Origin of the sequence: Streptomyces sp. NPDC001890 (assembly GCF_042891445.1) — a bacterium.
GTDB lineage: Bacteria > Actinomycetota > Actinomycetes > Streptomycetales > Streptomycetaceae > Streptomyces.
The window spans coordinates 165,425-188,011 of record NZ_JBIATE010000008.1; the positions used below are offsets into that span (position 1 = coordinate 165,425).

The window sequence follows — 22,587 nt, forward strand, 5'->3', positions numbered from 1 at the left end:
TACAGAGGTCTGCATAGTTATACCCATCAGTCGGGTGGCGCGGCGGCGAAGCGTGACCTCGCCCGATCCCCGGTAGTTACGTCACCGCCTCTCCGGCCCTCCGTGCGGGGAGGCGGTCGCACACCCATCACCCTGTTCTTCCGAGGAGCACGCAGTGAGCAACGGCAACGGCAACAGCGACGTACGCCTCTGGGGCGCCCGCTTCGCCGACGGTCCGGCCGAGGCACTGGCCAAGCTGTCCGCCTCCGTCCACTTCGACTGGCGGCTCGCGCCGTACGACATCGCCGGCTCCCGCGCCCACGCGCGCGTGCTGAACAAGGCGGGCCTGCTCACCGAGGACGAGCTGAGCCGCATGATCGCCGGTCTCGACCAGCTCGAAGCCGATGTGGCCGACGGCTCCTTCACCGGCACCATCGCCGACGAGGACGTCCACACCGCGCTGGAGCGCGGGCTGCTGGAGCGCCTCGGCCCCGACCTCGGCGGCAAGCTGCGGGCCGGCCGGTCCCGCAACGACCAGATCGCCACGCTCTTCCGGATGTACCTGCGCGACCACGCCCGGATCATCGGCGGCCTGATCGCCGAGCTCCAGGGCGCGCTGGTCGGCCTCGCCGAGGCGCACCCGGACGTCGCGATGCCCGGCCGTACGCATCTGCAGCACGCCCAGCCGGTGCTCTTCGCCCACCACGTCCTGGCCCACGCGCAGTCCCTGTCCCGGGACGCGGAGCGGCTGCGCCAGTGGGACGAGCGGACCGCCGTCTCGCCGTACGGCTCCGGCGCCCTGGCCGGGTCGTCCCTCGGGCTCGACCCGGAGGCGGTCGCCGCCGACCTCGGCTTCGAGCGCGGCTCCGTCGGCAACTCCATCGACGGAACGGCCTCCCGCGACTTCGTCGCCGAGTTCGCCTTCATCACCGCGATGATCGGTGTGAACCTCTCCCGGATCGCGGAGGAGGTCATCATCTGGAACACGAAGGAGTTCTCCTTCGTCACCCTGCACGACGCCTTCTCCACCGGCTCCTCGATCATGCCGCAGAAGAAGAACCCGGACATCGCCGAGCTGGCCCGCGGCAAGTCCGGCCGCCTGATCGGCAACCTGACCGGTCTGATGGCCACGCTCAAGGCCCTCCCGCTCGCGTACAACCGCGACCTCCAGGAGGACAAGGAGCCGGTCTTCGACTCCTGCGACCAGCTGGAGGTCCTGCTGCCCGCCTTCACCGGAATGATGGCCACGCTCACCGTGAACCGCGAGCGCATGGAGGAGCTGGCCCCGGCCGGCTTCTCGCTCGCCACCGACATCGCCGAGTGGCTGGTCAAGCAGGGCGTGCCGTTCCGCGTCGCCCACGAGGTCGCCGGTGAGTGCGTCAAGGAGTGTGAGCAGCACGGCATCGAGCTCGACGAGCTGACCGACGAGCAGTTCGCCAAGATCTCCGAGCACCTCACCCCCGAGGTCCGCACGGTCCTCGACGTGCCCGGCGCGCTCGCCTCCCGCAGCGGTCGCGGCGGTACGGCCCCGTCGGCCGTGGCCGTCCAGCTCGCCGAGGTGAAGGCCGACCTCGCCGTCCAGCAGACCTGGGCCACCGCGAAGAACTGACCGCCCCGAGGGCGGCAGCGGAAGGCGGGGAGCGAAGGCATCGGAAGGCGGGGAGCGCGCGTGCGCTCCCCGCCTTCCGGTTTCCGTGCGCTGGGTTACGTTGACGGGGAGCGCACCGACCGAGGAGGAGCCCACGATGCCTTTCGCCCGGCTGGCCACAGCGACGACTCCGACCGCCCACATCGGGCTCGGCCTGGCGGCGGTCGGCAGACCCGGCTACATCAATCTCCACCGCGACCGCGATCTGCCCGGCGACCGCAGCGTCGAGGCGCTGCGCGCACGCACCCACGAGCTGCTCGACGCCGCCTACGCCCAGGGCGTCCGCTACTTCGACGCGGCCCGCTCCTACGGCCGCTCGGAGGAGTTCCTGGCCCAGTGGCTCGCGGCCCACCCCGAGGTGGACGACGTCGTCATCGGCAGCAAGTGGGGCTACACCTACACGGCCGACTGGAGCGTCGACGCCGAGGCGCACGAGGTCAAGGACCACAGCCTCGCCACCTTCCTGCGCCAGCGGGCCGAGACCGACGCGCTGCTCGGCGACCGCCTCGACCTCTACCAGATCCACTCGGTCACCGCCGACAGCCCGGCCCTCACCGACAAGGAACTGCACGCCCGGCTGGCCGCGCTCGCCGCCGAGGGCGTCAGTGTCGGCCTCTCCACCAGCGGGCCCGCCCAGGCGGACGCGATCCGGGCCGCCCTCACCGTCACGGTGGACGGCGAGCCGCTCTTCCGTACGGTCCAGGCCACCTACAACGCCCTGGAGACCTCGGCCGGGACGGCGCTCGCCGAGGCCCATGCGGCCGGACTCACGGTGATCGTCAAGGAGGCCATGGCCAACGGACGGCTCGCCGGGACGGAGGCCCCCGCCGTGGTCCGGGAGATCGCCGCCGACGCCGGTCTCGGCAGCGACGCGGTCGCCCTGGCCCTGGTGCTGCACCAGTCCTGGGCCGGGGTGGTGCTCTCCGGCGCGGCGACCGTCGGCCAGCTCGCCGGCAACCTGCACGCGGCCGTCGTCGATCTCGACGAGGAGCGGCGAGCCCGGCTGGACGCGCTGGTGGAGGAGCCCGATGCGTACTGGCGGCACCGCGCCGGGCTGCGCTGGAGCTGACCGGGGCGGGCCCCGGGAATCGGCGCGGGCCGTCCGTCACATCGACGGGGTCGCGTCCGTCAGTGCTGTGACGGAACACGACGGAGGAAGAGTGGCTGTGGACGGACATGAGTTCCTGGCGGAGCGGTTCGAGGAGAACCGGGGCCGGCTGAAGGCCGTGGCCTACCGGATGCTCGGTTCGACGAGCGAGGCGGAGGACGCCGTCCAGGAGGCGTGGATCCGGCTCAGCCGTTCGGACGGCCGGGCGATCGAGAATCTGGGCGGCTGGCTGACGACGGTCGTCGGGCGGGTGTGCCTGGACCTGCTCCGTTCCCGCCGCTCCCGCCGTGAGGAGCCCTTCGGCACCGGGGCACCCGAGGAGCCCGCTCCCGGCCCGGACCTCGGCGACCGGCCGGGGACCGATCCCGAGCAGCAGGCGCTGATGGCCGACTCGGTGGGTCTCGCCATGCTCGTGGTGCTCGAAACGCTCGACCCCGCCGAGCGGCTCGCCTTCGTGCTGCACGACATGTTCGCCGTGCCGTTCGACGAGATCGCCGGCGTCGTGGACCGTACCCCGGCCGCGGCCCGGCAGCTAGCCAGCCGGGCGCGGCGCCGGGTGCAGGGCGCGGAGCCGGTGCCGGACCCGGACCTCGCCCGCAAGCGCGAGGTCGTCAACGCCTTTCTGGCCGCCGCCCGTGACGGTGAATTCGAGGCCCTCCTGGCCGTGCTCGATCCGGACGTGGTGGTGCGGTCCGACATCGGCGCCGGCCCTGCCGGTGCGCCGGGCCTGGTACGGGGTGCCGCGGCCGTGGCCCGTCAGGCGATGATGTTCGCGCCGTTCGCGCGGTCCTCGCAGCGGGCCCTGGTCGACGGGGAACCGGCCGTCATCGCGGCGCGCGAGGGCCACCGTTTCTCGGTCATGATCTTCACGGTGGTCCGGGGCAGGATCGTCGAGATGTCCGTGATCACCGATCCGGCCCGTCTCCCCGGCCTGGACCTGACGGTCCTCCCGGAGGCCACCCCTCCACATTGAGACGACCATGTCTCATATGGTCTATGATTGTCTCATGAGTCTTGATCGTGAACAGGTGCTGCGCAGCGCCGCCGCTCTGCTGACCCGCAAGTCGACCGCCACCATGGACGAGGTCGCCAAGGCCGCAGGCATCGGCCGCGCAACCCTGCACCGGCACTTCGCCGGACGGGACGCACTGGTCAAGGCGCTGGAGAACCTGGGCATCCAGGAGTTCGAAGCGGCTCTGGACGCCGCCGCCCTCGACGAGGGTCCCGCGCCGGAGGCGCTGCGCCGTCTGGTCGCGGCCGTCGAGCCGGGCGCCGGACTGCTCTCCTTCCTCGTCACCGAGAACCAGCTCTTCGAGGGCGCGGAGGTGAACGAGGGCTGGAGCCGCCTCGACGCCCGGGTCTCCGCCCTGTTCAGACGGGGCCAGGAGCGCGGCGAATTCCGCATCGACCTCACCCCCGCCTGGCTGACCGAGGCCCTCTACGGACTCATCTCCAGCGGCGCCTGGGCGGTTCAGGACGGCCGGGTGGCGAGCCAGGACTTCCAGTACATGATCGTCGAGTTGCTGCTCGGCGGTGCACGCCGGAGCGTGGAGCAATGAGCCGTATCGAACAGCGTGTGGCATCCCCGGACGAACTGCACCGTCCCGGGCGGTGGATCGCGCTGTCGGTGCTCGTCCTCGCGGTGCTGCTCGTGGCGATCGACGCCACCGTCCTGGGCCTCGCGACCCCGTTCCTCACCGAGGACCTCGAACCGACCGGCACCCAACTGCTGTGGATCGGCGACGTCTACTCCTTCGTCATCGCCGGCCTGCTGGTCTCGATGGGCAGCCTCGGCGACCGCATCGGCCGCAAGAAGCTGCTGCTGTGCGGTGCGGCGGCGTTCGGCGCGGTCTCCGTGCTCAACGCCTACGCGCACACCCCCGAGATGATGATCCTGGCGCGGGCGCTGCTCGGTGTCGCGGGCGCCACCCTGATGCCGTCCACGCTCGCCCTGATCCGGAACCTCTTCCACGACCCGCGCGAGCGCAGCCTCGCCATCGGGATCTGGGGAGCGATGGCCTCCGCCGGGGCGGCCGTGGGCCCGGTGGTCGGCGGACTGCTGCTGGAGCACTTCTGGTGGGGCTCGGTCTTCCTGATCAACCTGCCGGTCATGGCGGTCCTCGTGGTCGTCGGCGCGAAGATGATCCCCGAGTCCAGGAACCCGGCCCCGGGCCCCTGGGACCTGCCCAGTGTCGCGCTCTCCTTCGTCGGCATGATCGGCGTCGTGTACGCCATCAAGGAGCTGGCGGCGCACGGCCCGAGCACCGGGACCATCGCCGCGGGCATCGGTGGTGTGGCGGCACTCTGCTGGTTCGTACGCAGGCAGCTCACGCTCCCGGCGCCCCTGCTGGACATACGGCTCTTCCACCACCGGGGCTTCTCGGCAGCCGTCCTCGCCGACCTGCTGACCATCCTCGGCCTGTCCGGACTGGTCTTCTTCCTCTCCCAGTTCCTCCAACTGGTGCAGGGGCGCGGACCGCTGGAGGCCGGTCTCGCCGAACTGCCCGCGGCCGTCGGCGCGGTCGTCGCCGGTCTGATCGCGGGCAGGGCGGCCCGCCGCTTCTCGGTGCGGTCGGTGGTGAGCGGCGGCCTTGCGGCGATCGGCCTGGCCCTCGCCGCGGTCACTCTGATCCACAAGGAGACCTCCTACCCGCTGATCGGGGCGGTACTGCTCGTCGTCGGCGTGGGCGCGGGCTTCGCCTTCACCGTCACCTCCGACGTGATCCTCTCCAGCGTCCCCAAGGAGCAGGCGGGTTCCGCCGGCGCGGTCTCCGAGACGGCGTACGAACTCGGCGCCGCCCTCGGCATCGCCCTGCTCGGCTCCATCGTCACCGGCGTCTACCAGGAGTTCGACACCCCCGGAGGCGTCCCGTCGGGCCCCGCGGCGGCGGCCCACGAATCGCTCGGCGGAGCCGTCGAGGCGGCCCACGGGTTGCCGGCCCAGCAGGGGCAGGCGCTGGTTTCCGCGGCGCAGGAGTCGTTCGTCGAAGGGCTGGGCCTCGCCGCGGGTGTCGGCGCGGCGGTCCTGCTGGCGACGGCCGTGGCCGCCTGGTTCCTGTTGCGCGGTCAGAAGCTGGAGGACGGCATCGTGCACCAGTAGCCGCCCCGGCCCGGACCGGACACGCGGAAGGGCCCGTACCACCGGAGAACCGGGGGTACGGGCCCTTCCGCACGTCCTGCCGTCGGCGCTTCGCGCCTCAGCTCACGCGGCCTTGGCCTTCGTGGCGTACATGTCGACGTACTCCTGACCGGACAGCCGCATCACCTCGGCCATCACGGAGTCGGTCACCGCCCGCAGCACATACCGGTCGCGGTCCATGCCCTCGTACCGGGAGAACTCCATCGGCTCACCGAAACGGACCGTCACCTTGCCGGGACGCGGCAGGCCGGCCCCGCCGGGCTGGAGCTTGTCCGTGCCGATCATCGCGAACGGCACCACCGGCGCGCCCGTCATCAGCGTCAGCCGCGCGATGCCCGTACGGCCCCGGTACAGCCGGCCGTCGGGGGAGCGGGTGCCCTCGGGGTAGATGGCGAACGCCTTGCCCTCCTCCAGCACCCGACGGCCCGTCATCAGCGCCGCCACACCGCCGCGCCCGCCGTCCCGGTCCACCGGGATCATGCCGCAGCCGGTGAAGAACCAGGCCATCGCCCGGCCCTTGAGCCCCTTGCCCGTCACGTACTCGTCCTTGCCGATGTAGAACACCGGCCGGTCGCAGCAGATCGGCATGATCATCGAATCGATGAACGTCAGATGGTTGCCCGCGAGGATCACCGGACCGTCCCCGGGAATGTTCTCCACACCCTCCACCTGGGGGCGGAACATCAGGCGCAAGATCGGTCCGAGCACTGCCTTGATGAGTGCGTGTCGGGACAACGGTTCCTCCGGTGTAGTGGCCGGGGCCGGCCGAGGTGCGGGATCGTGACGGTCCATGCAGGTGAGGACGATACTCGCGGCCGCTCACAGAACGCACATCGGGTTCACGGAACGGATACGCGGTGTTGACATGAGTTTCCGCCATGTTCGTCCAGGGGCTGCCTCCTCGACGGTACTGCTGCTTACGCTCGGGCCCCGTCCGACAGGTGCCGGACATCACACGCGAGGAGCATTCATGACTGAGCGCGCGCAGACCGGTCCCGGTCGCAGAACCATGCTGGGAGCGGGAGCCGCCGTACTGGGCACCGCCGCCCTCGGACTGGCCGGCGGCCCGGCCGACGCCGCGGGCGGCACCGCGGGGAATGCCTCCGAACGGCACGGCGGCCACGGCTTCCGCCTCGACCTGCCGGTGCCCACCGTCATCGGACACCGCGGCACCAGCGGCTACCGGCCCGAGCACACCCTCGGCTCCTACCAGCTGGCCCTCGACATGGGCGCGCACATAGTCGAGCAGGACCTGGTGCCGACCCGCGACGGCCATCTCGTATGCCGCCACGAGAACGACATCACCGCAACCACCGATGTCGCCGACCACCCCGAGTTCGCGAGCCGCAAGACCACCAAGAAGGTCGACGGAGTCTCCCTCACCGGCTGGTTCACCGAGGACTTCACCCTCGCCGAACTCAAGACGCTGCGGGCCAAGGAGCGCATCCCCGGCACCCGTCAGAAGAACACGCTCTACGACGGCCGCTGGGAGATCCCCACCTTCGAGGAGGTGCTCCGCTGGGCCGATCGGGAGGGCCGCAGGCGCGGCAAGCCCGTCTGGCTGTACGTCGAGACCAAGCACCCCACCTACTTCCGGGGCCTCGGCCTCGGCCTGGAGGAGCCGCTCGCCCAGCTGCTGCGCCGCTACGACCGGCACCGTCAGAAGTCGCCGCTCATCCTCCAGTCCTTCGAACCGAGCAGCATCCAGCGGCTGGCCCGGCTCGTCGCGACCCCCCGCGTCGTCCTGCTCTCCGGCGCGGGCGAGCGCCCCTGGGACTTCGTGACGTCCGGTGATCCGCGCACCGTCGCGGACCTGGTGAAGCCCGAGGGGCTGAAGTGGATGGCCTCCTTCGCCCAGGGCATCGGCCCCACCCTGGACCTGGTCATCCCCAAGGACGCCTCGGGGCGGCTCACCGCACCGACCACCCTGGTGGAGGACGCGCACGCGCAGGGCCTGGTCCTGCACCCCTACACCATGCGCAACGAGAACAGCTTCCTGCCGGCCGACTTCCGGCGCGGCACGGACCCCACGGCCTACGGCGACGCGTTCGGCGCGTTCCAGGCGTACTTCGCGACGGGCATCGACGGAATCTTCTCCGACAACCCGGACACCGCCCTGCTCGCCGCCGCGGACCACGACGCGAAGTGACCACCGCGTCAGCACCCGGCCGGGGAGTGCCCCGGTCGGGTGGTGCGCGCCCGGCACGGCAACCGGCCGCCGCCGTGGGCGCGTCGGCCGGGGCATGACGCTTCTCGATCTTGTTCCGGCAGGGCCCGCCCCCGCCCCCGTGACCGTTGTCCATGCCCTGCACCCGCTGGTGAGCGCCGAGGCCGGGGCCGAGGCGGCCGCCTCGGCGACGGGTGCGGCGGTCGAACCGGCCGACCTCGAACAGGCCGTCTGGCTGCGGCTGCTGGAGCGGCTCGCGGGGGAGGGGCCACCGGCGGACCCGGCCCGCTGGGTGCGGGACGCGGTACGGGCGGAGGCCCGCAGGGCCCGCCGCAGCACCCGGCACGAACGCCCCTACCGCGACGAGACCGCCGCCGACCCGGCCGGCTGCCCCGAACGGCTCGCCCTCGGCGCCGACGAACGCCGGGCGCTGCACGCGGCGGTGGACCGGCTGCCCGGCAGGTGCGCGCGGCTGATGGCGGCGCTGCTCGCGCCCGGCGACCCCACCTACCGGGAAATCGCAGGGAAGTTGGGTATGTCACAGGGGAGTTTGGGTCCGATCCGTTCCCGTTGCCTTGGATGTCTGCGCAGAATGCTCGCGGCGGAGGTTGCTGCTCCTGAACTGCGGGGAAAGGAGCGTTAGACAACCGGTGGATCAGGTGGGCGGAGGCATGCGCGGATGGGCATGAGCGTGATCATCTCGGCGGCGACGGCGCAGGACGCCGAACAGATCTTGAAACTCCAGTACCTCTGCTTCCAGAGCGAGGCGGAGCTGTACGGGAACTACCGGATCGACCCGCTCGTCCAGACCCTCGACTCGTTGCACGCCGAGATCGCCACGAACCTGGTGTTCGTGGCGCGGCTGGGCGACGAGGTCGTGGGCTCGGTCCGGGCTGCCGTCGGCGAGGACGGGGCGGGGGAGATCGGCAGGCTCTGCGTCCACCCCCGGCTGCAGGGGCACGGTCTCGGTGCCCGGCTGCTGCGGGCGGTGGAGGCGGGACTCGCCGACGAGCGGTCGGCCACCCTGTTCCGGCTGCACACCGGCCACCGCAGCGAGGGAAATCTGCGGCTCTACCGGCGGGCGGGGTACGCCCGCGTGGGCAGCGAGACCAGCCCGGACGGCGTCCTGATGATCCTGCTGGAGAAGGACGCCACGAAACCCGCGTACGTCGCCAGCGCCTGAGCGTCTACGCCTGCCTGGCCCGGCGCAGCCACATCATCCCGGTGACCGGCAGGATCACCGGGATGAACAGGTACCCCATGCCGAAGTCGGACCAGACGGTGGCGTCCGCGAACGCCGAGGGCTCCACCATCGTCCAGGTCCCGACGACCAGCACGCCCAGCAGCTCCGCGGCGCAGCACACCAGCGCGGTCCTGCGCGCCTTCTCGCCCCCGCGCACCAGCGAGTACGTGATGAACCCGTACACCACCGCGGCGACGGCCGACAGCACATACGCGAGCGGTGCCCTGCCGAAGTCCAGGATCATCTGGACGATCGAGCGGGAGGCGGCCGCGACGGTGAACACCCCGTAGAACCAGACCAGTACCCGGCCGGGCCCCGTCCCGAGGTCGAAGGGCTGCTTCTCGCCGGTGGCCGCCGCGGGGGTGCGATCGGTGTCGGTCACGGTCAGTTTCCCCAGATGTCGTAGAGCCGGACTTCGAGGACGGCCAGCACGACCGCGCCCGCCGCCACCGTCACCGAACCCCACCGGGTCCGCTCGGTCAGCGAGAGGAAACCGGCCGCGGGGACCGCGAAGAAGGCCCCGATCAGATACGCGATGAAGATCGTCATGCCCTGCTCGGGCCGTTCGCCCCGGGACAGTTGCACGATGCCCACCACCAGCTGGGCCAGCGCCAGCAGCGAGACCACGGCCATCCCGATGAAGTGCCAGTCCTTGGTCGGCTGGTCCCGGTAGGCGGCGAATCCGCACCAGGCGGTGAGGGCGAGCGCGGTCACGGCGACCGCGACCGTCAGGGCGTCAAGCATGTGGTGAGGGTATTACGGACCAATCGGCCCCCTGCGTGCGCCCCCGCGCCCGGGGAGCGCAGGCCGTGGCCTTTGCCACAGCCGATGAGCGTCCCGGGCCGGTCGCGGCTGCCGTCGCCGATGGCCCCCGCGCGGCCTCTCCGCCGTATCGACGCAGGTCACAGCCGGGGGAGCGGAAATCACGGCAACCGGCAGGGCCGTCTCACCGCACCATCCACGCGTGTCCGCTATTCGGACAGGCTGGTCGGGCGGAACGTTACGTCTGTTTTACTTGGCCCATGACCACGACGAGCAGCCGCATCCTTGCGACCGAGGCGATCACGACGCCCGGTGCTCGTTGTATGTGTCGAATGCGCACCTTCTGAGGGCCCCCGCCCGCTCCTCGCGCCCCGAAGCGAGACCGAGCCCGAGCCGTCCGCATCCAGCGGAACGAGCCTGCCCCAGCACCGCTGCCCGGCCGCATGCCGCCCCGAGCCGTGCCGAGACCCCCGCTTGGAACGTCCGATCGAAACGTCCAAACAGTCTCATCAGACGAATGCCCCGTGCCCGGCGGACATCGCGCCGCGCACTCGACAGTGACGGAAACCCCTGTGATCACCACTTCGGGCCTCACGAAGGTCTACCAGTCGCGCGGCCGCGAGGTCACCGCCCTGGACGGCGTCGACCTGCACGTCCGCGAGGGCGAGGTGTACGGCGTCATCGGACAGAGCGGCGCCGGCAAATCCTCCCTGATCCGCTGCGTCAACCTCCTGGAGCGCCCCACCTCCGGCACCGTGACCGTGGCCGGCCAGGACCTCACCGCACTCGCCGGACGCGGCCACCGGGCCGGCAAGGAACTGCGCCAGGCACGCAGCCGCATCGGCATGGTCTTCCAGCACTTCAACCTGCTGTCCTCCCGCACCGTCCGGGACAACGTCGAACTCCCGCTGGAGATCCTCGGTGTCCCGGGCCGGGACCGCTCCCGCAAGGCCCTCGAACTCCTCGACCTGGTCGGCCTCGCCGACAAGGCCAAGGCGTACCCCGGCCAGCTCTCCGGCGGCCAGAAGCAGCGCGTCGGCATCGCCCGCGCCCTCGCCGGCGACCCCAAGGTCCTGCTCTCCGACGAGGCCACCTCGGCCCTCGACCCCGAGACCACCCGCTCCATCCTCCAACTGCTGCGCGACCTCAACCAGCAGCTCGGCCTGACCGTCCTGCTCATCACGCACGAGATGGACGTCGTCAAGACGGTCTGCGACTCCGCCGCGCTGATGCAGAAGGGGCGCGTCGTCGAGTCCGGCACCGTCGGCGAACTGCTCGCCACCCCCGGCTCCGCACTCGCCCACGAGCTGTTCCCCGTCGGCGGTACGGCCTCCGGCCCCGACTGCACGGTCGTCGACGTCACCTTCCACGGCGACGCCGCCGGCCGGCCGGTGATCTCCCAGCTCTCCCGTACGTACAACATCGACATCTCGATCCTGGGCGCCGCGATGGACACCGTCGGCGGCAGGCAGATCGGCCGGATGCGCATCGAGCTGCCCGGCCGCTTCGAGGAGAACGTCGTCCCGATCGGCTTCCTGCGCGAGCAGGGCCTCCAGGCCGAGGTCGTGGAGCACGACGGCCCCGTCATCCCCGTACAGACCCCCGCACCGCTCACCAAGGAGGTGGCGAAGTGACCTGGTCCGAAATGCAGCCGCTGCTCACCCAGGGGACCATCGACACCCTCTACATGGTGCTCTGGTCCACGGTCGTCACGGTCCTCGTGGGACTGCCGCTCGGCGTCCTGCTCGTCCTCACCGACAAGGGCGGACTGCTCCAGAACACCCCGGTGAACAAGGTCATCGGCGTGATCGTGAACATCGGCCGCTCGCTGCCGTTCATCATCCTGCTGATCGCCCTGATCCCCTTCACCACCTGGGTCGTGGGCACCTTCATCGGCCCGTCCGCGATGATCGTGCCGCTCTCCGTCGGCGCCATCCCGTTCTTCGCCCGGCTCGTCGAGACCGCCGTCCGCGAGGTCGACCACGGGCTCGTCGAGGCCGTCCAGTCGATGGGCGGATCCATCCCGACGATCGTCCGCAAGGTCCTGCTGCCGCAGGCGCTGCCCTCGCTCATCTCCGGCGTCACCACCACCGTCATCGTGCTCATCGGCTACTCCGCGATGGCCGGCGCGGTCGGCGGCGAAGGGCTCGGCTCCAAGGCCGTCACCTACGGATTCCAGCGCTTCGACAACCAGTTCATGCTCATCACCGTCGCGGTGCTGATCGTCATCGTGACCGTGATCCAGCTGATCGGCGACCTGGCCGTACGCCTGCTGGCCCGCCGGGGCCGCGCCACCGCCTGAGACTTCCACTCCGCTCACAAGCCCGAACTCCTTGTCCGGGCGCACCACCATCACCACCGGAAAGAGGCACTTTTCGTGCGTAGGAACATCAAGATCACCGCTGCTGCCGCCGCCACCGCCGCCATCGCCCTCGGCCTCACCGCCTGCGGCACCTCGTCCGACCCGGGCGCCAAGAGCGACACCGGTGCCAAGACCGACACCTCCAAGGCGCTCGTCGTCGCCGCGTCCCCCACGCCGCACGCCGACATCCTGGACTTCGTCAAGAAGAACCTGGCCGAGAAGGCGGGCCTCAAGCTGGAGGTGAAGGAGTTCACGGACTACGTCCTGCCGAACACCGCCACCGAGACCGGCCAGGTCGACGCCAACTTCTTCCAGCACCAGCCGTACCTGGACGACTTCAACAAGAAGAAGAACACCCACCTGGTCTCCGTCGGCACCGTCCACCTGGAGCCGCTCGGCCTCTACTCCAAGAAGGTCAAGGACCTCAAGGACCTCAAGGCCGGCCAGACCGTCGCCGTCCCCAACGACACCACCAACGAGGGCCGTGCCCTTCAGCTCCTCGCCGAGAACGGCCTCATCACCCTCAAGGACGGCGTCGGCACCAGCGCCAAGCTGAGCGACATCACCGACAAGAAGGGCCTGGAGTTCAAGGAACTGGAGGCCGCCACCGTGCCCCGCGCCCTGAACGACGTCGACGCCGCCGTCATCAACGGCAACTACGCGATCGAGGCCGACCTCAAGCCCGCCAAGGACGCCCTCGTGCTCGAAAAGGCCGACGGCAACCCCTACGCCAACCTCATCGCCGTGAAGAAGGGCAACGAGAAGGACCCCCGCGTCCAGAAGCTCGTGGAACTCCTGCACTCCGACGAGGTCAAGAAGTTCATCGAGGACACCTACCAGGGCTCCGTCATCCCGGCCTTCGGCACCGCCGCCAAGTCCTGACACCCGCACGGCATCCGTCCGACGAGCCCCGCACCCCGCCGAAGGGGCGCGGGGCTCCGCCGTGCGGACCCGCCCATGCGCGGCACCGGCCCGATGCTGCATGCTGTGCCTTTAACGGTCTTCGGTATGGAGCTGCGCATGAATTCCACCTTTCCGGACATCTCCATCAGCACGGATCGGTTGGTGCTGCGCCCCTTCGACATGGCGGACGCCCCCGCGTACATCGAGATGATGAACGACGAACTCGTCGTCGCCTGGACCGAAGCCCCGCACCCCTACACCCAGATCGACGCCGAACGCTGGATCCGCAGGATCGCACCCGCCCAGCGCACCACCGGTGACGGCATCGTCCTCGCCGTCACCGAATTCCTCACCCAGCGCCTGGTCGGCTCGGTCCGGCTCCGCAACACCGACTGGCGCACCCGCGCCACCGAGGCCGCCTACATCACCGCCCCCTGGGCCCGCGGCGAGGGATACGCCACCGAATCCGTACTGGCACTGGCGCAGTGGCTCTTCCGCGACCAGGGCTTCGAGCGCATCGAACTGCGCACCGCCGCCGACAACACCGCCTCCCAGCAGGTCGCCCAGAAGCTCGGCTGCATCAGCGAGGGCGTCCTGCGCAACGCCCGGATAGCCCGCACCCGGACCGACAACGGCACCGACGGCGGCTGGACCGACATCAGGACCGACCTGATCGTCTGGGGCCTGCTGCCCGAGGACCTCGAAGGCGTCGCCGAACAGCTCGCCGACGCGGGCGGCTACGGCGCCTACAACGACTGGAACTGACCCCGCGAAGGGTCCCCGACACCACGCCGGTACGGACCGGGTACTCTCACCCTGCCCACCTCACCTGCGACGACTCCAGGAGACTGACGACAGATGGCCGATCGGGTCACCGTGATCGGCTGGGACGGCTCGCCACTGACCAAAGCGGCCACGGCCGCTCTCTCGGCCGCCACGCTCGTCGCCGGAGCCGCCCACCACCTCGCACTTCCCGAAGTCCCGGCGAACGCCGAACGCATCCGCCTGGGCTCCATCGACCTGGCCGCCCGCAGGATCGCCCTCCACCGGGGCAGCGCCGTGGTCCTCGCCGACGGGGACCCGGGCTTCTTCGGAGTCGTACGCAACCTCCGCGCACCCGAACACGGGCTTGAGGTCGAGGTGGTCCCCGCCGTCTCCTCGGTCGCCGCCGCCTTCGCCCGCGCGGGAATGCCGTGGGAGGACGCCCGGACGGTCGTCGCCCACCCCCGTACCCTGCGCCGCGCCGTGAACGTCTGCCGCGCCCACCACAAGGTCGCCGTCCTCACCTCGCCCGGCGCCGGCCCCGCCGAACTCGCCCTGCTCCTCGAAGGCGTCCACCGCACCTTCGTCATCTGCGAGGAGCTCGGCACCAGCCGCGAACAGGTCACCGTCGTCACCTCCGACAAGGCCGCCGACCACGTCTGGCGCGACCCCAACGTGGTCGTCGTCATCGGCGGCGGCCCCGAACCGCGGGCCGCCGGAGCCTGGATCGCCGGCGGTCTCCCCGCCGACCCCCATGACGTGCGCGGCTGGGCCCTGCCCACCGAGGCGTACGCGGGGGACGCCGGCGGGCGGGGCACGGAGAGCGGCGAGGGCGATTCCCCGGGGCTGCGCGCCGCCCAGCTGGCCCACCTCGGCCCCCGGACCGGCGACCTCCTCTGGGACATCGGCTCCGGCAGCGGGGCCCTGGCGGTGGAGGCCGCCCGCTTCGGCGCCGCGGTCCTGGCGGTCGACAGCGACCCGGCCGCCTGCGCCCGGACCGCGGCGGCGGCACGGGCGTTCGGCGTGCAGCTCCAGGTCGTCGGGGGCCGGGCCCCCCATGTGCTGGAGCGGCTGCCGGAACCCGATGTCGTACGGATCGGCGGCGGCGGGGTCCCCGTCGTCACCGCCGTCACCGAACGGCGGCCGGAACGCATCGTGACCCACGCGTCGACGCGGGACGAGGCCGAGGCGCTCGGCGCCGCCCTGGGCGGAAACGGATACACGGTCCGGTGCTCGCTCCTCCAGTCCGTCGAACTCGACACGGCAGCATGGTCGGAGCGCGAACGCTCGGTCGTGTTTCTCCTGTCCGCGGTGCGTTCCGACCTCGCCCCGTGACCCGGTCGGCGTACAGCGAGAGGTAGGCTGGCCGATCGTTGCACCGCGCCCGGACGTTCGTCGCTTCGTTCGTCAATGTCCGGAAAGGGGGACCGTTTTGGCCCCCGTTGTGGTACGGCAGAACCGGGGGATGCGCGACGTGGCGCAGTCCACAGCGGGCCGTGGCGAAATGAGCTGCCGCGGCGGCGAACGGCCGCGAGAATGCAGTATGTCCGCGACCGATTCGTGCCGCGCGGCGAGCCCGCTCGTTCTTGTTGACGAGCGCAGGCGTGCCGTGTTCGGGCGTCCCGGGCGAAGGGCCGAAGGAGCACTGACGATGGGCGAGGGGTACGCATGAGTGACACCGGCCAGATCCCGGTCGAGGGACTGCCGGAGAACGCAGGCACGGTGGAGCAGCCGGGCGTCGCCGCCCCGGACGCCTACACCTACCTCGCTCCCTCCGAGCATGTCTCCGAGGACGACGACATCCTTCTGATGCCGAGCCCGCAGGGTGCCTGGAGCGACCCGCAGGCCGTGCCGGCCCCGGGGCAGTACCCCGAGGGCGTCGTCGCCCAGGCACCGCTGCCCGCGCAGGGTGTCTACCAGGCCCAGCCGGTGGCACAGCCCTACGCCCAGTCGCCCGCCGAGACCCCGGCGCAGCCCCAGGGCCCCGTCCAGGTCCAGGTGCAGGAGCCCGTCGCGGCCCAGGCCGCCGAGGCGTACGTCGCCCAGCAGGCGGTGGCCCAGCCGCTGCCCGAGAACGGCCAGGGGACGCACGAGTCCGGTGGCCGCGACTCCGGTTCGGTCGACCTGACGGGTGTTCGCATCCCTTCGCCCACCCCGGCTCCGGCCGCCCAGACCCAGCCCCAGACACCGGTGCGCCGGCCGCTGCACCGCGGCCCGGCCGTGCCCGACGGCACACCGTCCTACGGCGGGACGCCGACCGGCCAAGTGGTCCGTTCGCTCGCCGACCGCGGTCCCGCGGGCGCACCCCAGGCGCAGGCCCGCGCCCAGGCCCCCGCGCGGCACGCCGGACCGCCGACCACCGGCCCGGAGTACTTCGAGCTGCCGGGTGACGACGCGTCGGCACTGCCGGGTCCGCAGCTCGGCGAGATCCTGCCGCAGGGCGGCAGCCCGTGGGGGGCCCCGGCCCCTCAGCCGGTGGCAGCAGAATCGGTCGTTCCGGAGCAGGCCGCCCCGGAGCAGGTCCTTCCGGAGCAGGCCGCCCCGGAGCAGATCGTTCCGGCGCCGGTCGTCGAGCCGATCGCGGAGCCCGTCACCGAGCCGGTCGTCGAGCCGGTGCAGCCGCCCGCGCCGCAGCCGGTCCAGGCCGCTCCGGTCGTGGCGCCGGAAGCCGTGGCCGCCCCCGCCGCCGAACCGGTGCCCGCCGCCGAGGCGCACGCCGAGGTCCCCGCCGAGGCGATCGCGCCGCAGGAGACCGCGGAAGCCGTCCCCATGGGCCAGTTCGTGCCCGTGGAGGGTTCGGTGCCGACGACTCCGCACCTGGCCCCGACCCCCGTGGCCGGGACGAGCGCCGAGGCGGAGCCCGTGGCCGAAGTCGAGCCCGAGCCCGAGCGTGTGCCGATCGCCATGGGGCCCGTGGCGCCGGTGGAGCCCGCGGAGCCCGTAGTGGCGGAGGCGGCCGTCGAGCCTTCCGAGCCCGCTGCGAACGCCGGGCCGGTCGAGCCCGCGGCGATCGCCGAAGCCCCCGTCGCCGTACCCGCGCCTGCCCCCGAGGCCGAGGTGCCGACGGTGTCCGAGCCGGAGCCCGAGCAGGGCCCGGAGGTCATCGAGACCCCGGACATCACGCCCGCCACGGACACGGTGGAGCCCGTGGCCGTCGCGGAGACCGGCCCCGTGGATCCCGTACAGCCCGAAGCGCTGCCCGCCGAAGCCCCGGCCCAGGAGCCCGCCGAGGCGCCCCAGGACCAGGCCCAGGCTCCGGCCGCTGCTCCTGAGCCGGAAGCCGCCGAAGCCGGGGCCCCGGAGGCGCAGGGGACTCCCGAGGCCCCTGAGGCCCCCGAGGCGTCGGAGTCCGACGAGGCCGGGGTTCCCGCCGGCCCGCCGGCCCCCGGCTACGACGACGCCGAGCGCGAGGCCGTGCTCCGCGTCATGCGTGAGCGCCGTGACATCCGCAACGGCTTCCGCAGCGACCCCATCCCGCACGAGGTCCTGCTCCGCGTCCTCGAAGCCGCGCACACGGCGCCCAGCGTCGGCCACTCGCAGCCCTGGGACTTCGTCGTCATCCGCTCGGCGGAGACCCGTCGCTCCATGCACGAACTGGCACAGCGTCAGCGCGACGCGTACGCCAAGTCGCTGCCCAAGGGCCGGGCCAAGCAGTTCAAGGAACTGAAGATCGAGGCCATCCTCGACACCCCGGTGAACATCGTCGTCACCGCCGACCCCACCCGCGGCGGCCGCCACACCCTCGGCCGGCACACCCAGCCGCAGATGGCCCCGTACTCCTCCGCGCTCGCCGTCGAGAACCTGTGGCTCGCCGCGCGCGCCGAGGGGCTCGGCGTCGGCTGGGTCAGCTTCTTCGACGAACGCGAGATGGTCCGGGCCCTGGGACTGCCGGAGCACCTCGAAGTCGTGGCGTACCTGTGCGTCGGTTACGTCGACGAGTTCCCCGAGGAGCCCGAGCTGATGCAGGCGGGCTGGTCCAAGCGCCGCCCGCTGTCCTGGGTCGTCCACGAGGAGACGTACGGCCGCCGCGCCCTGCCGGGCGAGGATCCGCACGACCTGCTCCAGGAGACCATCTCCAACATCCGCCCGCTGGACGCCAAGGCGCTCGGCGAGGCGTGGGAACGCCAGAAGCGGATGACCAAGCCGGCCGGCGCGCTCGGCATGCTGGAGATCATCTCGGCCCAGCTGTCCGGGCTCTCCCGGATGTGCCCGCCGCCGATCCCCGAGCCCGCGGCCGTCGCGATCTTCGCGGGCGACCACGGGGTGCACGCCCAGGGCGTCACGGCCTGGCCGCAGGAGGTCACCGGCCAGATGGTCGCCAACTTCCTCGGCGGCGGCGCGGTCTGCAACGCGTTCGCGGCCCAGGTGGGCGCCGAGGTGTGCGTGGTCGACGTCGGCGTGGCCATGGAGCTGCCCGCGACGCCCGGCCTGCTGCCCCGCAAGGTGCGCGCCGGAACGGCCGACTTCACCACCGGCCCCGCGCTCACCCGCGAGGAGGTGCTCGCGGCGATCGAGGTCGGCATCGAGACCGCCCGCGATCTGGTCGCGGCAGGCAACAAGGGCCTGCTCACCGGTGAGATGGGGATCGCCAACACCACCGCGTCCGCCGCGCTGATCTGCGTGTACACGGGCATGGACCCGGCCGAGGTGACCGGACGCGGTACCGGCATCAACGACGAGATGCACGCCCGCAAGGTGGACGTGGTCCGCCGCGCCCTCGAACTGCACCAGCCCGACCCGGCCGACCCGATCGGTGTCCTGGCCGCGGTCGGCGGCCTGGAGCACGCCGCGATGGCGGGCTTCCTGCTGGGCGGCGCCTCGCTCCGTACGCCCGTCATCCTGGACGGCGTCAGCGCGGGTGCCGCGGCCCTGGTCGCACGGGCGATCGCCCCCGAGGCCCTGGCCGCCTGCATCGCGGGCCACCGCAGCGCCGAGCCCGGCCATGTCGCCGCGCTCAACAAGCTGGGCCTGCGCCCGCTGGTCGACCTCGACCTCCGCCTCGGCGAGGGCACCGGAGCGCTGCTGGCGCTGCCGATCGTGCAGAGCGCGGCGCGGGCGATGCACGAGGTCGCGACGTTCGACTCGGCGGGCGTCACGGAGAAGTAGACCGGCCCGGGGGTCCGGGGCCCTGCCCCCGGACCCCCGCTCCTCGACCGCCGGACGGGCTTGGAACCCCAACCCCGTATCGTGGACCCACACCCACGAAACCGCACGTCAAAGCCGCTCCACCGTCGCAGCGGCCCGCACCCCGCACCGCACGAGGAGTCCGCACCGCCATGGCCGAGCACGCCGATCACCCCGCGTACCCCGTCGGACTGCGCCTGAGCGGGCGCCGCGTCGTCGTCGTAGGCGGCGGCCAGGTCGCGCAGCGCCGCCTCCCCACGCTCATCGCGGCCGGCGCCGACATCACCCTCGTGTCGCCGTCCGCGACCCCGGCCGTCGAGGCGATGGCCGACGCCGGTGAGATCCGCTGGGAGCGCCGCCGGTACGAGGAAGGGGACCTGGCCGACACCTGGTACGCGCTGATCGCCTCCGACGACGACGCCGCGAACGACGCCGCGTCAGCCGAGGCCGAGCGCACCCGCACCTGGTGCGTACGGAGCGACAACGCCGATGTGGCGACCGCCTGGACCCCGGCCACCGGCCGCAGCGAGGGCGTGACCGTCGCCGTCCTGTCCACCGACGCCCAGGGCCGCGACCCGCGTCACTCCGCCGCCGTCCGCGACGCCATCGTCGAGGGACTGCGCGACGGCACGCTCGCCGCCCCGCATCACCGCTCCCGGCCCACCCCCGGTGTCTCTCTGGTCGGCGGCGGCCCCGGCGACCCCGACCTGATCACCGTGCGCGGCCGCCGCCTCCTCGCCGAGGCCGACGTGGTCATCGCCGACCGGCTCGGCCCGCGCGACCTGCTCGACGAACTGCCGCCGCACGTCGAGGTGATCGACGCGGCGAAGATCCCGTACGGCCGCTTCATGGCGCAGGAGGCGATCAACCAGGCGCTCATCGAGCACGCCAAGGCCGGCAAGGCCGTCGTACGGCTCAAGGGCGGCGATCCGTTCGTCTTCGGCCGCGGCATGGAGGAGGCCCAGGCGCTCGCCGCCGAGGGCATCCCGTGCACCGTCGTCCCCGGCATCTCCAGCTCGATCTCCGTGCCCGGCGCGGCCGGAATCCCCGTCACCCACCGTGGGGTCGCCCATGAGTTCACCGTCGTCAGCGGCCATGTCGCCCCCGACGACGAGCGCTCGCTGGTCGACTGGGCGGCGCTCGCCCGGCTGCGCGGCACCCTCGTCCTGCTGATGGCCGTCGACAAGATCGGCGCCATCGCCAAGGCCCTCGTCGCCCACGGCAAGTCCCCGGACACCCCGGTCGCCCTGGTCCAGGAGGGCACCACGGCGTCCCAGCGCCGCGTCGACGCCACCCTGGCGACCGTCGCCGAACGGGCCGCCGCCGAGGACGTACGTCCCCCCGCGGTCATCGTCATCGGCGACGTCGTCGCGGTCGGCACCGGCCTCGCGCCGCTCCCCGCCGAGTAGCCGGCCGGGACACCGCCCGCACCCGCACCGAGTAACCAGCGGTAACGGATCTTCCTCCGATCCGTTGGCACCACACACCGGACAAGGCAGTATCGAACCCGTGGCTGATCTCATCACCGTCGACGACCCCGACGACCCCCGACTGCGCGACTACACCGGACTGACCGATGTCGAACTCCGGCGCAGGCGGGAGCCCGCCGAGGGCCTCTTCATCGCCGAGGGCGAGAAGGTCATCAGGCGTGCCAGGCACGCCGGGTACGAGATGCGCTCGATGCTGCTCTCGGCGAAGTGGGTCGACCTGATGCGGGACGTCATCGACGAGGTCCCCGCCCCGGTCTACGCGGTGAGCCCCGAACTCGCCGAGCGCGTCACCGGTTACCACGTGCACCGGGGCGCGCTCGCCTCGATGCAGCGCAAGCCGCTGCCGACGGCCGACGAACTGCTGGCGACGACCTTCGGCGCGGCGGCCACGGGGCCACGGCGCATCGCCGTGTTCGAGGACATCGTCGACCACGCCAACCTGGGTGCCGCCTTCAGGAACGCCGCCGCTCTCGGCATCGACGCGGTCCTCCTCACCCCTCGCTGTGCCGATCCCTTCTACCGGAGGTCCGTGAAGGTCTCGATGGGGGGAGTCTTCCAGGTGCCGTGGACCCGGCTGGATTCCTGGCCGAAGGACGTCGGGGTCCTGCGTTCCGCGGGGTTCACGCTCGCCGCCCTCTGCCTGAGCGAACGAGCGATCACCCTCGACGAACTCGCCGCGCGCCACGACGAGAAGCTCGCGCTGGTCTTCGGCACGGAAGGGGCGGGCCTCGCCCCCGGTACCCTCGCCGCGGTCGACGAGCACGTCCGCATTCCGATGGACGCCGGTGTCGACTCCCTCAACGTGGCGGCCGCCTCGGCCGTCGCCTTCTACGCCACCCGGCCGGGAGCGGCCTGAACCCGGCGCGCCTCCCGCCCGGCTGCCCGGGGTCAACCGATCGGATGACCCCGGTGTCAGCCTTCCCGCTCGGCACATGAAGCCGGTACGTCGACGGACCGGGCGGGTGTCCGGCCGCACCCTTGATCAGAACGGGACGGCAGCAGCCGGCGGGCCCGAACGCCGGAATCCTCCGGGCGGACGGAGCCGCACCCCGCACCCATCACAGGAGTGACCGGAATGAAGCACGCCAGGAAGACCACGAAGCGTATGCGCATCGTCATCGGCGGTACGTTGGTCGGCGCCGTCGCTCTCGGTACGTTCGCCGTGGTCTCGGCCAACGCGGGGTCGTCCCCGAGCGCCGCCCCCCGGTCGGCTGCGGGCAAGAACCTGGCCCGGTCCACGCACCTGAACGCCGATGCGGCCGGCAAGGCCGCGCAGGCCGTACTCGACGCCGCCGCGAAGGAGAACCAGCGTGTCTCCGTCGCCGTCGTCGACCGCAACGGCAACACCATCGTCACCCTGCGCGGCGACGGCGCCGGCCCGCAGTCGTACGAGGCGGCCCGGAAGAAGGCGTTCACCGCCGTCTCCTGGAACGCCCCGACCTCCGAGCTGGTCAAGCGCCTGGAGAACGCCCCGACGCTGAAGGACATCCCCGGCACCCTGTTCCTCGGCGGCGGAGTGCCGGTCGACGCGAAGGGCGCGCCGATCGCGGGCATCGGTGTCGCGGGGGCCCCGTCCGGTGACCTGGACGAGAAGTTCGCCCGGGCCGGCGCCGCGGCCCTGGGCAAGTAGTACGGAGCGGAGCCTCCGCGACACCGGCCGAGGCCGTTGCCCCGCGTTCACGGACGCGGGGCAACGGCCTCGGTGCTCTCCGTACCGGCCAGGCCGGCCGCGTACCCCGCGGGCCGTCCCGTACGCCGACGCGCGCCGGCGTACGGCTCCGTCGTGAGCCGTACGAGCAGTCCCGCCGCCCTGAAACCGCGCGGTCGGTATCCCAGGCTCACCGCACCCGGCATCCGGGATTCCTTGCCAGACCTCTTGACGCTGTGCCGATCCTCGGAT

21 protein-coding genes are annotated in these 22,587 nt (G+C 72.0%); 17 read left to right on the forward strand and 4 right to left on the reverse strand.

Annotated features, from left to right (window positions below):
* The first annotated feature begins 154 nt into the window (after positions 1–154).
* From argH to ACFYY1_RS21760, 5 genes are all read left to right on the forward strand, one after another.
* Positions 155–1,588, forward strand: coding sequence for an argininosuccinate lyase (argH, locus tag ACFYY1_RS21740; protein ID WP_388587862.1), 1,434 nt, complete (start codon positions 155–157; stop codon positions 1,586–1,588).
* Between the two features lie 136 nt (positions 1,589–1,724).
* Positions 1,725–2,696 (forward strand): aldo/keto reductase, encoded by a 972-nt coding sequence (locus ACFYY1_RS21745; RefSeq protein WP_388587864.1) that lies wholly within the window; start codon positions 1,725–1,727, stop codon positions 2,694–2,696.
* A gap of 97 nt (positions 2,697–2,793) precedes the next feature.
* Positions 2,794–3,708 (forward strand): sigma-70 family RNA polymerase sigma factor, encoded by a 915-nt coding sequence (locus tag ACFYY1_RS21750; RefSeq protein WP_388587867.1) that lies wholly within the window; start codon positions 2,794–2,796, stop codon positions 3,706–3,708.
* 34 nt (positions 3,709–3,742) lie between these two features.
* On the forward strand, positions 3,743–4,294 hold the full coding sequence (locus tag ACFYY1_RS21755) for a TetR/AcrR family transcriptional regulator (protein ID WP_388587870.1): 552 nt from the start codon (positions 3,743–3,745) through the stop codon (positions 4,292–4,294).
* Positions 4,291–5,835 (forward strand): MFS transporter, encoded by a 1,545-nt coding sequence (locus tag ACFYY1_RS21760; RefSeq protein ID WP_388587873.1) that lies wholly within the window; start codon positions 4,291–4,293, stop codon positions 5,833–5,835. The genes ACFYY1_RS21755 and ACFYY1_RS21760 overlap by 4 nt, the downstream gene beginning before the upstream one ends.
* Positions 5,836–5,937: 102 nt before the next feature.
* On the opposite strand, the gene ACFYY1_RS21765 is transcribed toward ACFYY1_RS21760, so the two are convergent.
* The gene (locus tag ACFYY1_RS21765; RefSeq protein ID WP_124718788.1) at positions 5,938–6,609 is read right to left on the reverse strand and encodes a 1-acyl-sn-glycerol-3-phosphate acyltransferase; all 672 of its coding nucleotides are present in this window, start codon (positions 6,607–6,609) and stop codon (positions 5,938–5,940) included.
* 235 nt (positions 6,610–6,844) lie between these two features.
* On the opposite strand from ACFYY1_RS21765, the gene ACFYY1_RS21770 reads away from it, so the two are divergent.
* The 3 genes from ACFYY1_RS21770 to ACFYY1_RS21780 all read left to right on the forward strand — a co-directional run bounded on the left by ACFYY1_RS21770 (position 6,845) and on the right by ACFYY1_RS21780 (position 9,224).
* On the forward strand, positions 6,845–8,023 hold the full coding sequence (locus ACFYY1_RS21770) for a glycerophosphodiester phosphodiesterase (protein WP_388587876.1): 1,179 nt from the start codon (positions 6,845–6,847) through the stop codon (positions 8,021–8,023).
* Between the two features lie 94 nt (positions 8,024–8,117).
* The gene (locus ACFYY1_RS21775; protein ID WP_388587878.1) at positions 8,118–8,684 is read left to right on the forward strand and encodes a sigma-70 family RNA polymerase sigma factor; all 567 of its coding nucleotides are present in this window, start codon (positions 8,118–8,120) and stop codon (positions 8,682–8,684) included.
* A 36-nt stretch (positions 8,685–8,720) separates the two neighbouring features.
* Positions 8,721–9,224: a GNAT family N-acetyltransferase gene (locus ACFYY1_RS21780; RefSeq protein WP_388587881.1), complete on the forward strand. Its 504-nt coding sequence runs from the start codon at positions 8,721–8,723 to the stop codon at positions 9,222–9,224.
* Between the two features lie 4 nt (positions 9,225–9,228).
* Here the strand turns inward: ACFYY1_RS21780 and ACFYY1_RS21785 are convergent, their stop codons facing one another.
* Positions 9,229–9,666, reverse strand: a complete 438-nt coding sequence (locus tag ACFYY1_RS21785; protein WP_388587884.1) for a hypothetical protein — start codon at positions 9,664–9,666, stop codon at positions 9,229–9,231.
* Between the two features lie 2 nt (positions 9,667–9,668).
* Entirely contained in the window at positions 9,669–10,028 is a 360-nt protein-coding gene (locus ACFYY1_RS21790; protein WP_388587887.1) for a hypothetical protein, read from the reverse strand.
* A gap of 590 nt (positions 10,029–10,618) precedes the next feature.
* Between ACFYY1_RS21790 and ACFYY1_RS21795 the strand changes: the two genes are divergently transcribed.
* The 9 genes from ACFYY1_RS21795 to ACFYY1_RS21835 all read left to right on the forward strand — a co-directional run bounded on the left by ACFYY1_RS21795 (position 10,619) and on the right by ACFYY1_RS21835 (position 22,317).
* Positions 10,619–11,680, forward strand: coding sequence for a methionine ABC transporter ATP-binding protein (locus tag ACFYY1_RS21795; RefSeq protein WP_388587889.1), 1,062 nt, complete (start codon positions 10,619–10,621; stop codon positions 11,678–11,680).
* On the forward strand, positions 11,677–12,348 hold the full coding sequence (locus ACFYY1_RS21800; protein ID WP_388587891.1) for a methionine ABC transporter permease: 672 nt from the start codon (positions 11,677–11,679) through the stop codon (positions 12,346–12,348). Before ACFYY1_RS21795 ends, ACFYY1_RS21800 begins: the two co-directional genes overlap by 4 nt.
* Positions 12,349–12,423: 75 nt before the next feature.
* Positions 12,424–13,290 carry a MetQ/NlpA family ABC transporter substrate-binding protein gene (locus ACFYY1_RS21805; RefSeq protein ID WP_388587894.1) on the forward strand — a complete coding sequence of 289 codons (867 nt, stop codon included), beginning with the start codon at positions 12,424–12,426 and terminating at the stop codon, positions 13,288–13,290.
* Positions 13,291–13,428: 138 nt separating this feature from the next.
* The gene (locus ACFYY1_RS21810) at positions 13,429–14,076 is read left to right on the forward strand and encodes a GNAT family N-acetyltransferase (RefSeq protein ID WP_388587897.1); all 648 of its coding nucleotides are present in this window, start codon (positions 13,429–13,431) and stop codon (positions 14,074–14,076) included.
* A gap of 93 nt (positions 14,077–14,169) precedes the next feature.
* Complete coding sequence (gene cbiE / locus ACFYY1_RS21815; protein ID WP_388587900.1) at positions 14,170–15,408, forward strand: precorrin-6y C5,15-methyltransferase (decarboxylating) subunit CbiE; 1,239 nt, start codon at positions 14,170–14,172, stop codon at positions 15,406–15,408.
* Between the two features lie 333 nt (positions 15,409–15,741).
* The gene (gene cobT / locus ACFYY1_RS21820; protein ID WP_388587903.1) at positions 15,742–19,179 is read left to right on the forward strand and encodes a nicotinate-nucleotide--dimethylbenzimidazole phosphoribosyltransferase; all 3,438 of its coding nucleotides are present in this window, start codon (positions 15,742–15,744) and stop codon (positions 19,177–19,179) included.
* 170 nt (positions 19,180–19,349) lie between these two features.
* Entirely contained in the window at positions 19,350–20,606 is a 1,257-nt protein-coding gene (gene cobA, locus ACFYY1_RS21825) for a uroporphyrinogen-III C-methyltransferase (RefSeq protein WP_388587905.1), read from the forward strand.
* A 100-nt stretch (positions 20,607–20,706) separates the two neighbouring features.
* Positions 20,707–21,543 carry a TrmH family RNA methyltransferase gene (locus tag ACFYY1_RS21830; protein ID WP_388587907.1) on the forward strand — a complete coding sequence of 279 codons (837 nt, stop codon included), beginning with the start codon at positions 20,707–20,709 and terminating at the stop codon, positions 21,541–21,543.
* Positions 21,544–21,762: 219 nt separating this feature from the next.
* Complete coding sequence (locus ACFYY1_RS21835; protein ID WP_388587908.1) at positions 21,763–22,317, forward strand: heme-binding protein; 555 nt, start codon at positions 21,763–21,765, stop codon at positions 22,315–22,317.
* A gap of 47 nt (positions 22,318–22,364) precedes the next feature.
* Here the strand turns inward: ACFYY1_RS21835 and ACFYY1_RS21840 are convergent, their stop codons facing one another.
* On the reverse strand, positions 22,365–22,541 hold the full coding sequence (locus ACFYY1_RS21840; RefSeq protein WP_388587910.1) for a hypothetical protein: 177 nt from the start codon (positions 22,539–22,541) through the stop codon (positions 22,365–22,367).
* Between the last annotated feature and the right edge of the window lie 46 nt (positions 22,542–22,587).